A 13110-nucleotide genomic window follows, 5' to 3' on the forward strand; every position below is an offset into this window, starting at 1 on the left:
CCGGTAGGCCCGCCGCGTTGCCCCTGAAGGTGAAATATCCCCGGTCCTTCACCTTTTCCCCGCACTATTTGACGTCGTGTGGGCGAGCCGGTCTACGGTGACCGGCCCTCTATCCCCCACGTTTCAGAGGTACAGCTCCATGCCCGCATTCAACCGTCGACGCTTCCTCCAGGCTGCGGGTGGCACCGTCGGCGTCGCGGCTCTGTCCGCCAGCATCATGCGTGCCGTGGACATCCCCGCCGCCACCCGGTCGGGATCGATCGACGACGTCGAGCACATCGTGGTCCTCATGCAGGAGAACCGCTCCTTCGACCACTACTTCGGGACGCTGGGCGGCGTCCGGGGATTCGGCGACCCCCGCCCGCTGATCCTGGAGAGCGGAAAGCCCGTATGGCACCAGTCCGGCGGCGGCGAGGAAGTCCTGCCCTACCACCCTGAGGCCGACGACCTGGGAATGCAGTTCATCGCCGGGCTGAGCCATGACTGGGAAACCGGTCATCAGGCGTGGAACGAGGGCAAGTACGACGACTGGATCGCGGCCAAGACCTCCGGGACCATGGCCTACCTGACCAGGGACGACATCCCTTTCCACTACGCGCTGGCCGACGCCTTCACGGTCTGCGACGCCTACCACTCCTCGTTCATCGGCGCGACGGACCCCAACCGCTACTACCTCTACTCCGGGCATACGGGAAATGACGGCAAGGGCGGCGGACCGGTCCTCGGCAACGAGGAAGTCGGCTACGACTGGACCACCTATCCCGAGCGCCTGGAAAAGGCCGGGGTGTCCTGGAAGATCTACCAGGACACCGGCGACGGACTCACCGAGGAAGGACTGTGGGGCGTCCTGGAGGACGCTTACCGCGGAAACTACGGCGACAACTCGCTGATGTTCTTCAACACGTACCGGAACTCGAAACCCGGCGACCCCCTGTACGAAAAGGCCCGCAAGGGAACGAACATCAGGAAGAGCGGTCACCTCCTCGACGACCTCCGCGCGGACGTCAAGTCCGGGAAACTCCCGCAGATATCCTGGATCGCGGCTCCGGAAGCGTTCAGCGAGCATCCCAACTGGCCCGCGAATTACGGCGCTTGGTACATCTCGCAGGTTCTTGACGCCCTGACGTCCGACCCCGAGGTGTGGAGCAGGACGGCCCTGTTCATCACCTACGACGAGAACGACGGCTACTTCGACCACGTGCCGCCGCCCTACCCTCCGGCCGACTCCTCCCGGGGCGCTTCCACCGTCGACACCGGGCTCGACTTCTTCCCCGGCGACAGCGACTACAGCGCCGGCCCCTACGGGCTCGGCATGCGGGTCCCCACCCTCGCCGTATCACCGTGGTCCACCGGCGGCTACGTCTGCTCCGAGGTCTTTGACCACACCTCCGTCATCCAGTTCATGGAACGCCGTTTCGGCGTCCACGAGCCGCACATCTCCCCCTGGCGCCGGGCCATCTGCGGCGACCTCACCTCGGCCTTCGACTTCGGCCGCAAGCACACCGGGCGCGCGGACCTGCCGAGCACCGACGGCTACGCACCGCCGGACGAGGAACGGCACGACAGCTACACCCCCTCGCCACCCGCTTCCCCGGCCCTGCCCCGGCAGGAGAAGGGCGCACGGCCCACCCGGCCCCTGCCCTACACGCCGCTGGTCACCGCAGCCGTGAAGCCCTCCGACGGCACCATCGAGCTCACCTTCGCACCGGGCGACAAGACCGGCGCGTGCTTCCTCGTCACCTCGGGAAACCGCGACGACGGGCCCTGGACCTACACCGCCGCGGCGGGCAAGAAGATCTCCGACACCTGGAGCACGGGCCCCTCCGCCGGAACGTACGAGCTGAGCGTGCACGGCCCCAACGGCTACCTGCGGACGTACGAGGGCACCGCCGCCACCCCTAGCCCGGAGATCACCTGCCGCCACGACCGGAGCACCGGGCGCGTGAAGCTCACCATCACCAACCCGGCCGAGGCCGCCTGCCGCCTGACCATCACCAACGCCTACGGCGGCAAGAGCACCGGACTCACCGTCGCGGCAGGCGGACGGCAGTCCCACTCGGTCGACCTCGGCCACAGCAAACGCTGGTACGACCTCAGCGTCCGGTCCGAGAGCGACAGCGCCTACCTGCGCAGGTTCGCCGGGCACGTCGAGACGGGCGAGCCCGGCACCAGCGACCCCGCACTCCGCACCGGCTGACCGCGCCCCACCGAAGCGCGCTAGGCCCCGCCCTCCTCGTCGCCGCCCGGCCTGACGCGTACGTGCATGCGCTCGCCCTGGGCCCCGTACAGGGCGAGGAACTCCACGGGGATGTCGCCGGCGTTGGCGAAGCCGTGCGGGGTGCGGGTGTCGAACTCGGCGGCTTCGCCCGCGGTGAGCACCAGGTCGTGCTCACCCAGGGCGAGCAGCAGCCGCCCGGAGAGGACGTAGATCCATTCGTAGCCCTCGTGCATGCCCTGCTCGGGGCGTGTGCTCGGCCGGGAGCCGTTCCTAGGGACCGGCATGACCTGCTTGTAGGCGTGCATGCCGCCGAGGTAGCGGGTGAGCGGGACCCAGGTGTTGCCGTGCCGCGTGAACGGCCGCGGGTGGATGCGCGGGTCGCCCGTCCGCGGCGCGCCGACCAGCTCGTCGAGCGGTACGCCGTACGCCTTGGCCAGCGGCAGCAGGAGTTTCAGGGTGGGCTCCCGCTGCCCGGCCTCGAGGCGCGAGAGCGTGCTCAGGGAAATCCCCGTCTCCTCGCTCAGCCGGGCCAGGGTGGCGCCCCGCGCCTTCCGCAGCGCCCGCAGCCGCGGTCCGACGGCGGTCAGCACATCCGTGAGTCGGGCGTCGTCGCTCATCCCTCCATTTGCTGGGTCGGCAAATAACTTTGTCAAGCTCCCTTCGCCGCGCGCAGGGTTGCCGCAGAGCAGAAGGAGCCCCGCATGAGCGACCACACCACCGACCACGCCGACGGCGCCCGCACCGATGGCGCCGACACCCCGACCGCCGCGGATTCGGCCGCGGCGTTCTGGGACGAGCGCTACAACCAGAGCGGCCGCCTGTGGAGCGGCGAGCCCAATGCCGCCCTCGTCCGCGAGACCGAGGGGCTCGCCCCGGGCACCGCCCTGGACCTGGGCTGCGGAGAGGGCAGCGACGCGATCTGGCTGGCACGGCAGGGCTGGCGCGTCACCGCCACCGACATCTCCCGCGTCGCCCTGGGCCGTGCCGCCGAGCACGCGGCCGGGGCGCAGGTCGCCGACCGCGTCGAATGGCAGCATCACGACCTGGGCGTCTCCTTCCCGGCCGGCAGCTACGACCTGGTCTCCGCCCAGTTCCTGCACTCCCTGCACGAGATGCCGCGCGAGCAGATCCTGCGTGACGCCGCCGCGGCCGTCACCGAGGACGGCACCCTCCTGATCGTGGGCCACATGGGCTTTCCCGCCTGGGAGACGGGAGCACACCCGGATGTGGACTTCCCCAGCCCCCAGAAGGTCCTCGCCTCGCTCGACCTGCCGGCCGGGCAGTGGGACGTGCTCGTCTGCGACACCCACGAGCACGCCCTGACCGCCCCCGACGGAGAGCCCTCCACGCGGACGAACTACACCGTCAAACTGCGGCGCCGCCGGTCCCACGGCTGACGATCACCCCGCCGGTGTGCCGAAGCGGATCGTTGGCGCGTCGGTCGAGTGCAGGACAAGGGCTTCGGGCTACCCGTGTTCGGGCAGGCGCACGGTCAGTGACACTCTACTTCCGGTGGGGCCCGCCGAGATCGTGAGCTCGTCGGTCAGGAGGCCGGCGAGCCACAGACCCCGGCCGCCCGGGTGGCCGTCCAGGCCGGGAGCCAGCTCGGGGATGACATCGGGGCTGAAGCCGGGCCCCAAGTCGTGGATGTGGCAGGCCAGATGGCCGTTGCTGCGTTGCAGGATCAGCGTGCCGCTGCCGCCCGCGTGCTCGACCGCGTTGACCGCCACCGCGTCCAGGGCCACGATGAAATCGCTGCGCCGTGGTTCGGTCAGTCCCTGGTGGTCGGCGTACTGGTCCACGAGCATCCGCAGCCGGGGCAGATCGTCCTGGGTGAAGCGTGATTCCAGGAGGGTGACGGGGGGGACCTCGCGCGGGTCCGACGTACTCGTCATCAGCGGTCCACCTCGCTGATCACCATGTGGGGCACCTGGCCGGCGCCTGCTCGGCGCAGTATGCGGGCCGGGGTCGGTGAACAGGTGACCTGGACCGGGCCGTGCGGATGTTCCAGGACCAGCCGCAGCAGGTCCACGGCACAGGCGACGCCGAGGAACACGAGTCCGGTCAGGTCCACGGTGAGCGGTCGGCGGGAATCCGCGCCGCGCCTGAGCCCCTGGCGCACGGCGGCCATGAACTCCTCCCGGGTGGCGAGGTCCGCCTCGCCGACCAACCGCACCAGTCCGTCCCCTTGTTCCGCGTGCAGAGCGCCCAGGCGGGGCAGCAGCCGACAGGGATGCGCCTCGTGCATCGCGGTCAGGACGTCAGGGGCGAACCAGCGGCGGTCATAGGCACAGATCTCGGTGTAGGGGCGATCGGTGAACAGATGCTGGGCGTGCGACTCGCGGTGCATCATCACCTCGACATCGGCGCCCAGGTGCCCCACCCAGTGCATGTCGATATAAGTGCGCAGCCCGCTGTAGCCCTCGGCCAGGGCCCGGTCGGTCTCTTCCGTGATGCGCTCCCACTGGCGGGCGGGGGTGAACGCGTCCTGGGGGTGGATGAGGGCGCGCATGCTGCTGAGCACCAACTGCCCGTGGTCCCGGGCCGGTCCCAGCAGGGCGCCCAGGGCGTCGATGCGGCCCCACACCTGCTCGTCGTCCAGGTGCGGATCGGCGAACACCATCACTTTCTCGCGCTTGACCAGACCCGCCCACGCGAAGGCGGACACCACGTCGCGGCCGGCGTCGTCATCCTCATAGCTGACGAAAGCGTGGTCCCCCGCCCGTAGATGCTGGACCGGGATTGTTCCGACCGACGCCGAATCGGCATCCGCCATCTCTCACCTCCGGGGCCGAGAACGGCCCGACGGGAACAGCTGCGGCCCACACGCTAGTGGTCCGTACCTCACGGCGGCATATTCCCGCGATCGGCGACAGTTAGCCGACGAGGAGGACCCTCTTGGCGATCGGAAGTGCGCCTGGATGACCCCTTGGGCACGGGTTCTGATCGTCGGATGCCTTCATGCTTCTGCCGGTTGTTGACGGCAGCAGAGAGGGATGCGGATGCGGGCTCAGGATGCCGAGAGGGCCCGGTCGACGAGAGCGCGTGCGTAAGCGGCGTCCAGCCGGCTGGGGCGGAAGAGGATGCGGTACATCATCGGCGCCACGACCTGGTCGATGACCCGCTCCGTGTCCGGGGCGGCCTCGCCTCTCTCCGCCGCGCGCGCCAGGACGATGTCGATCTGTTCGGCGGCGTAGGCGGAGCACTGGCCGGCGTTGCTCCCGTCCGGGTCTCCGAGGAGAGCGTCCCTGATGTACGCGCGCCCGGGCGGGGACGCCATCTCGTCGAGGAACTGCTCGGCCCACGCGCCGAGGTCCGCCCGCAGGGCGCCGAGATCGGCCGGGAGCTCCTCGGGGCGCAGATGTTCCACCGCGACGTCGGACAGGAGTTCCTGGAGGTCGCCCCAGCGGCGGTAGACCGTCGACGGCGTCACCCCGGCGCGAGCCGCGACGAGGGGGACGGTCAGCGCGTCGCGCCCCAGCTCGGTCTGCAGCTCGCGGACCGCCGTGTGGACTGACTCCTGGACGCGGGCGCTGCGCCCTCCGGGCCGAACCATGGGCTTGGGACTCATGGCTCCACCTTAACGCCTTAACGCGAATTCGTTGCTTCTAGCCGGGGTCACGCATCACGCCACGATGGGGGCAAGGCGCCCCGCCCCGACGCCGGTGGCCGCACCGGAGTCCGCCACCTCGTAGGCGCGCCCGACCCGCAGCACGGTCGCCTCGTCGTGCGGGCGCCCCATCAACTGCATGCCGATCGGCAGGCCCGCGCGATCCTGGCCCACGGGCAGCGTCAGCGCCGGCACTCCCGTGATGTTGGCGGGCGCGGAGAGACGGACGTAGCTGTCGGAGACGGCCTCGGCCGTGCCGTCCGCCCACTCCACGCTCTCCTGACCGGCCTTGGCGGCGGTCATCGGCACCGCCGGAGCCGCGATCACGTCGACGTGGCCGAGCATCCGCGTCCAGGCCTCGCGCATCAGTGCTCGCGCGCGCTGGGCCCGGAGGTAGTCACCGGCGGACACCAATTCGCCCGCCTCCAGCAGCACGCGGACCTCCGCCGTGTACAGATCAGGCACCGCCCGAAGCGTCCGCTCATGGTTCGAGGTCGCCTCGGGGACCATCAGACCCCACTGGGTGGCCTGGATGTAGCGCGCCATCGGGATCTCGACCTCGACGAGCTCGGCGCCGAGCGCCTGGAGCTGCCCGATGGCCCGGCGCACGCTTTCCTCGACCTCCGGGCTGATCCGCTCGAAGTAGTAGTTGCCGGGCACTCCCACCCGCAGCCCGGTCAGGTCGCCCTCCGGGAAGACCTCGGCTCCCGGAGCAGCGGGGTGTCCCCCGTTCCGCTCCGTCAAGGCAGCGAGCACGAGCGCCGCGTCCTGCACCGTGCGGGTAAGGGGGCCCACATGATCCAGGGACCAGGACAGGGAGGTCACCCCCTGACGCGAGATCAGGTCGTACGTCGGCTTGAGGCCGACCACGCCGTTCAGCGCCGCGGGCACGCGGATCGATCCGCCGGTGTCGGTGCCCAGCGCGAAGGTGGCCTCCCCCGCCGCGACGGCGACGGCCGAACCCCCGCTCGATCCGCCCGCGACGCGACCGTGGTCCCAGGCGTTGTTCGTCTGCGGGGTGGTCAGCCCGTAGGCGAACTCGTGGGTGTGGGTCTTTCCCAGCAACACCGCACCGGCCTCGGAAAGCCGAGCGGCGACAGCGCTGTCGCGTGCGGCGACATGGCCCGTCCTGACGCGCGAACTCGCCGTGGTGGGCACGCCCTTGGCGTCGATCAGGTCCTTCAGGCCCATGGGTATCCCGTGCAGCGGACCGCGCGTCTCCCCTCGGGCGATCTCGCGCTCGGCCCGGGCCGCCGCCGACCGCGCGGAGTCCGCCGCGACGGTGACGTACGCCTGGAGGCGTTCTTCCACGGCCCCGATGCGGTCGAGGACGGAATCGGTGAGCTCCACCGGGGAGAGCTCTCCCGCGACGACGGAACGGGCGGCATCCGCCAGGGACAGCTCAAACGGCTGCATCGGTGCCCTCCTGTCCTGCCGTGAAGGAGATCGCGGGCGGCGTGTCGCCGAAGTCCAGTTCGCGCAGCGTGGCGATGACGGACTGGATGTACGTGGCGGTCGCCGCCACCTCCTCGTGACGTTCGCTTTCCAGTGGCAGTCCCGCGCGGAGCGCCCCGCGGGCGGCCTCCTGGGGGGTGAATCCGGCGGTGCTCATGTGCGGCCTCTCGACTCGTGGCGGCGCTGCGCCGGGGCGACGATCCGCCCGGCGAAACCCAAACGCTAACCGTTTGCTTTAACGAGACGATAGGACCTACGCTGCATTAACGCAAACCCGTTGCTTTTAGCTTCGGTCCCCCTCCCGGGCTCCCAGCTTCGGGTCCGCCCCGGCCGACAAAGGATCACCGCATGGCCACGCCCGCCGCACACCACGCCACCTCCAGCCCCCTGCCCGTCACCCCGTCCTGGACGGTGGGAGACCTCACCGTCCACCGCGTCGACGAGGTGCACCTCCCCCCGCAGACGGGCCCGTGGCTGCTACCGGGAGCAACCCCGGAGATCGTCGCCCGGTCCCCCTGGCTGCAACCGGACTTCGCGGACGAACAACGCGTCCTGCGGCTGGCGAGCCACAGCTTCGCCGTCGAGGTCGACGGCCTGCGCGTGCTCGTGGACACCGGCATCGGCAACGGCAAGCAGCGGGCCAACCCCGCCTGGGACAACCTCGACAGCGACTACCTCACGCGCCTGACGCAGGCCGGCTTCTCCCCCGAAACGGTGGATCTCGTCGTCCTCACCCATCTGCACACCGACCACGTCGGCTGGAACACGCGCGCCGAAGGGGATGATTGGGTGCCCACCTTCCCCAATGCCCGCTACGTCACGGCACGTTCCGAATGGGACTACTGGGCCGGCGTCGACATGGACGAGCCCCGACGCCAGATGTTCCGGGACTCCGTGCACCCCATCGAGGAGGCCGGCCTGCTCGACCTCGTCGACGTCCCCGCCGGGGGCGCCGACATCGCACAGGGTGTGCGTCTGCGCCCCACCCCGGGCCACACACCGGGCCAGGTGGCGGTGGAACTGCGCAGCCACGGCGAGAGCGCACTCATCACCGGCGACTGCATCCACCACCCCGTCCAGCTCACCCACCCCGACCTGGGCAGCTGCGTCGACATCGACCCCGCGGCAGCGGCCAGGACCCGCCATCAGCTCCTGGGCGAACTCTCCGGCACCTCGACTCTCCTGCTGGGCAGCCACTTCCCGCCCCCCACCGCAGGCCACGTGATCACCGAAGGCGATGCCTACCGGCTCGTGTCTGTGTCCTAGGGGGCGGCGTGGCGGACTCTGTGCTCAGCCCCGCTCGAAGACGACGACGCTTCGCGCGGGAACGTTGAAGCTGCCCGAACTCCTCTCGTACGAGGCCGACTTGACCACCGGGTCGGCGCCCCGTGCCTGGATGGGGTGCAGCCCGTACGCGGTGCCCTCGAGGCCCGGCACCCGCTGCTCCTGTGCCTGCGGAGTCGCGTTCAAGACGACCACGAGGTTCCCGAGCTCCATGGTGATGACGCCGGGCGTCTCGGCGGACGTACCCGAGAGCGGGAACGAGAGGCGCGACTGGACCTGGTCGGCCGTGGCCAGGGAGAAGGCGGGCTCGGTGGCGCGCAGCTTCACCAGGTCCTGGTAGGCGGCCGAGGTTCCGTTGATCTCGGCGCAGCCCGGGGTCAGCTTCCCGGACGCCAACAGGGGCTTCCCGTACGCCCACTTGTCCTTGTTGTCGGCGGCCGGGGGCAGACCACGTCCGAAGCCGTTGCCGTCCTCGCAGTTCCAGTGCAGGGCGTTGAACCAGTCGCCGCTGTCGTAGGAGTTGCGGTCCAGGGACTTCGAGCGCAGCAGGTCGCTGCCGGCCTGGGACAGGGAAGGGCCCTGGGCCAGGGTCGAGGTCGCCATCGCGAGCACCTGCATGCGGGAGCGCTCGGCGGCCGTGGTGTCCGCCGGCAGCTTGAAGGCGAGGGCGTCGTAGAGGGACTCGTTGTCGTGCGCGTCGGAGTAGGACAGGGCGTCGCCGGGGGCGGCCGCGTAGCCGGCCGGTGCGCCGTTGTAGTCGACCTCGGAGCCCTTGACCCGCGTCCCCGCGGAGTCGGTGAACGTGTAGGCGCCGAGGTTGCCGGTCAGCGCCACCTTGAGCAGGTCCTGGTAGTGCAGGAGGCGGGCCTTCTGCTCGGCAGGTGTGCCGTTCGCCTTGGACGCGTTGGGGTCGGTGAACAGGCCGCTGGCGAAGCCCTGGACGCCGGGGTCCTCGTCGAAGGGGCCGCCGCCGCGCAGCGCGTCGCGGCCTCGGTCGGAGAAGGTGGCGATGCCCGTGCCCGCCATGTTCTTTTGGGTGGCCTGGACGAAGCGGGCGTCGTCGGCTATCTCACCGAAGTTCCAGCCCTCGCCGTAGAGGACTATCTTCTTCCCGTCGACGCCGTCCTTCTTGAGGGTCAGTGCGTCGAGGGCCTTGCGGACGGCCAGGATGTTGGCCTTGGGGTGGTGGCCCATCAGGTCGAAGCGGAAGCCGTCGACCTTGTACTCCTTGGCCCAGGTGACCAGCGAGTCGACGACGAGCTTGCCCATCATGGCGTTCTCGGGCGCGGTGTTGGCGCAGCAGGTGGAGGTGGCCACCGAGCCGTCGGGGAGAAGCCGCTGGTAGTAGCCGGGCACGATCTTGTCGAGCACGGACTTGTCGGCCTGGCCACTGGCGACGGTGTGGTTGTAGACGACGTCCATCACGGTCCGCAGGCCGGAACTGTTGAGCCCCTGGACCATCTGCCGGAACTCGACCGTGCGCCGGGTCCCGGCGGGGTCGCTCGCGTAGCTGCCCTCCGGCACCGTGTAGTGCAGCGGGTCGTAGCCCCAGTTGTAGGCGTCCTTGGCGGCGCTCTTGGTGACGCAGGCCTGCTGCTCGTCGGAGTCCGGGGCGGGAGCCGTCAGGTCGCAGTCGGGTGTGGCCTGGTCCGCCTCGCGCTCGGGGATGGTGCCGATGTCGAAGGCGGGCAGCAGATGGACGTAGGAGGTGCCTGCCTTGGCCAGCTTGCTCAGGTGCTTCATGCCGTCGGACTTCGTGTCGGTGAAGGCCAGGTACTTGCCGGGGTGGCGCGCCGTGCTGTCCTCGACGGAGAAGTCACGGATGTGCAGCTCCTGGATCTGCGCGTCGCGCAGGGGCTCGGCCTTCGGCTTCCGCAGCCGCTCCCAGCCCTCTGGGGCGAGCTTCGGGTCGCCGAGATCGACGGCGAGGCTCCGTCGCGAGTCGGCCGTGAGCGCCGTGGAGTAGGGGTCGGTGACCTTGTTGGTGACGACCTTCTGGACGCTGGGCGCCCACACCTTCACGACGTACCGGTACTGCTTGCCCGTCCAGCTCCTCGCGCCGGCGACGGACCACACCCCGCTGGCGTCGTCGCGCCGCATCGCCACGCGCTTGCCGTCGAGTTCGAGGCTCACGGACTGGGCGGTGGGGGCCCACAGGGCGAGCGTGGGGCGCCCGTCGCGGAACTGGGGGCCGAGGGCGGCCTTGGTGGCGGTGGCGCTGTAGAGATCGTCGAGGACGCCCTGGGTCTGGACGCCGGTGGCGGTCAGCAGGGTGCCGTCGGCGCTGGTGCGGGTGGCGACGAGCCGGCCGGTGAGGGCGTGGCGGATGCGGTCGCGGTCACGCGGGTCGACGGTGAAGGCGGCGTAGTTCTTCAGGTGCGGATACTTCTTGCGCTGCGCGTCGGTGAGGCCGCCATCGGCCGGGGTGAGGCGGATCCGCCGCCCCTCGCCGGTGAGTTCGCCGTCCTTGACGGCGAGCTTCCCGTCGCGGGCGTACACCAGTTCCTGGGAGGCGGCGTCGCCCTGGACCTCCCAGGCGAGGGTGTTCCTGTCGATCCACTGGGCCCGGGAGGCGGACAGGTCGAGCGCGGCGGGGGCGTCGGCGTCGGCCGGTGCCCGGGGTGCCGCGCTGGCCGAGGGCGTCAGGGGCGCGACCGCGGCGAGCAGGGCGAGGGCCGTGGTGACGAGGGTGCGGCGGGGGGAGCCGGTCAAGGGTGTTTCTCCTTGCGGGTGATGATGGTGCGCTCAGGGAAAGCAGGAAGAGGGGGTACGGGAGCACGGCCGCCCGGCTGCGGGGAAGCGAATGCCGGGCGGCCGGCCTCAGGGGGGTGCGACCGTCGGGCGGCGCTCAGCAGTTCTTGGCGCCGGTGTGCAGGGCGAGGGCGGTGTTCGGCGCCACGGCGGCGGTGAACTGGCCCGAGCCGTTGACGGTGACGCTCCTGCCGCTCTGGACGTCGCAGTAGCTGCCCGCGGCGAGGGACGTCTGGAAGGTGCGGTCGACCGAGGAGCCCTCGTGGTTGATGACCACGTAGGCCTTGTCGCCGCGGCCGAACGCGATGGCGTCGTTGCCGTTGTCCCACCAGTTGGTCATGCCGGTCCCGCGGGCGGTGTTGCGGAACTTGACCATGCTCTTGATCTCGGGCCAGGCGTGCTGGCACTTCCAGCCGTCGCTGTAGCAGGCCTTCACCTGGCCGCCGTTGGGTGATCCGGCGTCGTTGCCGCTGAACTCGTAGCCGGAGTGCACGTCCGGTGCGCCGTAGGGCAGGGCCAGCATGAAGACGTGCGCGAGGGTGTAGTTGGCGCCGTCCTTGTAGTTGAGGGTCTGGCCGTGCCGTTCGGTGTCGTGGTTGGCGACGAAGACGGCGGCCGAGCCACTGGGCAGGTAGCCCCAGCCCTCGCCGAAGTTCTTCAGGTAGGCGAGCTTCTCGTTGTTGAAGACCCGCTTCAGGTCCCAGCCGTAGCGAAACTCCTGGGCGTCACCGGTGGCGGTGTACTCGCTCGGGGAGACCGCCTCGCCGGCTCCGTAGATCGTCTCCTGCTTCAGGTGGACGCCGGGGTTGCTGAGCCGCGACTTGATGTTCCTCAGGTCGTCCAGGGGTATGTGCTTGGCCGCGTCGACCCGGAAGCCGTCGACGCCCAGGGACAGCAGGTCGTTCAGGTAGGCCGCGACCCGCCCCCGGACGTAGTCCTCACCGGTGTCGAGGTCGGCGAGGCCGCCCAGTTCGCAGTTCTGGACGTTCCAGCGGTCCTGGTAGTTGCTGATGTCCGAGCGGCAGTCGTCCATGTCGGCGCCCGAATACGTGCCCGGGTAGTCGTACTTGGTGAACGAGGACCCCGCCGAGCCGGTCCCGGAGGCGTTCGTCATGTGGTTGATCACCGCGTCGGCGACGACCTTGACCCCGGCCGCGTGGCAGGTGTCGACCATGTTCTTGAACGCGGCCCGGTCGCCGAGCCTGCTGCCGATCTTGTAGCTGACGGGCTGGTAGGCGGCCCACCACGCCTCGCCCTGGATGCGCTCCTGGGGCGGGGACACCTGGACGTAGCCGTAGCCGTCGGGGCCGAGCCGCTCGGTGCACGCCTTGGCCACCGAGGCGAACTTCCACTCGAAGAGCACGGCAGTGACGTCCTTGCCGCCGGGCGGGGCGGCCTGCGCCTGCGGGGCTCCGGCGACGATGCTGCCCGCGGCTCCCGCGACCAGGGCGAGAGCGGCGGCGACGGGTCTGCGGACTCTGGACTTCCGGCCAGCCATGAGGGCCTCCTGCATGAGTGAGGTGTGACCTTGTTTGGCAACGCGCCGTGCCCGTAAGGCCGTTGAAGGATGTTGCAGAAACATTTCAACGCCGTTTTCGGTCGAGACCGTACGACCCTCGAGAACCCCGGTCAACCCTCCGCGCACACTTGGACGTCGGACGCGAGATCCCGCGAGTTCACGCGCCGCAAAACCTTTCGCAAGACATTGCGACGATGCTACGTTCAACCACGACTCCGGTCCGGACGGCCGGGGGACCCGGCAACGGGCCCCACGCGCCCGGCCGTCCGGACC

Annotated in this window: 9 protein-coding genes and 2 pseudogenes; 3 read left to right on the forward strand and 8 right to left on the reverse strand. The window is 70.1% G+C overall.

Features of this window, described 5'->3' with window-relative positions:
- The first annotated feature begins 139 nt into the window (after positions 1–139).
- Positions 140–2197, forward strand: a complete 2058-nt coding sequence (locus ACWGIH_RS20870) for a phosphocholine-specific phospholipase C (protein WP_453450702.1) — start codon at positions 140–142, stop codon at positions 2195–2197.
- Between the two features lie 20 nt (positions 2198–2217).
- Here ACWGIH_RS20870 and ACWGIH_RS20875 read toward each other — a convergent pair whose 3' ends face one another.
- Entirely contained in the window at positions 2218–2835 is a 618-nt protein-coding gene (locus tag ACWGIH_RS20875) for a helix-turn-helix domain-containing protein (protein ID WP_453450701.1), read from the reverse strand.
- Between the two features lie 84 nt (positions 2836–2919).
- Between ACWGIH_RS20875 and ACWGIH_RS20880 the strand changes: the two genes are divergently transcribed.
- Positions 2920–3615 carry a class I SAM-dependent methyltransferase gene (locus tag ACWGIH_RS20880; protein WP_453450700.1) on the forward strand — a complete coding sequence of 232 codons (696 nt, stop codon included), beginning with the start codon at positions 2920–2922 and terminating at the stop codon, positions 3613–3615.
- A 69-nt stretch (positions 3616–3684) separates the two neighbouring features.
- On the opposite strand, the gene ACWGIH_RS20885 is transcribed toward ACWGIH_RS20880, so the two are convergent.
- The 5 genes from ACWGIH_RS20885 to ACWGIH_RS20905 form a co-directional block, all read right to left on the reverse strand.
- A complete protein-coding gene (locus tag ACWGIH_RS20885; protein WP_453450699.1) occupies positions 3685–4113 on the reverse strand; it encodes an ATP-binding protein in 429 nt (142 codons plus the stop codon).
- The gene (locus ACWGIH_RS20890; protein ID WP_453450698.1) at positions 4113–4994 is read right to left on the reverse strand and encodes an MEDS domain-containing protein; all 882 of its coding nucleotides are present in this window, start codon (positions 4992–4994) and stop codon (positions 4113–4115) included. Before ACWGIH_RS20890 ends, ACWGIH_RS20885 begins: the two co-directional genes overlap by 1 nt.
- Positions 4995–5228: 234 nt before the next feature.
- Entirely contained in the window at positions 5229–5789 is a 561-nt protein-coding gene (locus tag ACWGIH_RS20895; protein ID WP_453450697.1) for a TetR/AcrR family transcriptional regulator, read from the reverse strand.
- A gap of 54 nt (positions 5790–5843) precedes the next feature.
- On the reverse strand, positions 5844–7244 hold the full coding sequence (locus ACWGIH_RS20900; RefSeq protein WP_453450696.1) for an amidase: 1401 nt from the start codon (positions 7242–7244) through the stop codon (positions 5844–5846).
- Positions 7231–7440 carry a hypothetical protein gene (locus ACWGIH_RS20905; RefSeq protein ID WP_453450695.1) on the reverse strand — a complete coding sequence of 70 codons (210 nt, stop codon included), beginning with the start codon at positions 7438–7440 and terminating at the stop codon, positions 7231–7233. Before ACWGIH_RS20905 ends, ACWGIH_RS20900 begins: the two co-directional genes overlap by 14 nt.
- Positions 7441–7631: 191 nt before the next feature.
- Here ACWGIH_RS20905 and ACWGIH_RS20910 point away from each other — a divergent pair, with 191 nt between their 5' ends.
- Positions 7632–8549, forward strand: a complete 918-nt coding sequence (locus tag ACWGIH_RS20910; RefSeq protein WP_453450694.1) for an MBL fold metallo-hydrolase — start codon at positions 7632–7634, stop codon at positions 8547–8549.
- Positions 8550–8573: 24 nt separating this feature from the next.
- Here the strand turns inward: ACWGIH_RS20910 and pulA are convergent.
- Together pulA and ACWGIH_RS20920 are read right to left on the reverse strand one after the other, a co-directional pair.
- Positions 8574–11150 (reverse strand): annotated as a pseudogene (pulA, locus tag ACWGIH_RS20915) (pullulanase-type alpha-1,6-glucosidase); the annotation flags it as partial.
- Positions 11151–11418: 268 nt separating this feature from the next.
- A pseudogene (locus ACWGIH_RS20920) lies at positions 11419–12816 on the reverse strand (alpha-amylase); the annotation flags it as partial.
- Between the last annotated feature and the right edge of the window lie 294 nt (positions 12817–13110).

Source organism: Streptomyces sp. NPDC054872, assembly GCF_053610705.1.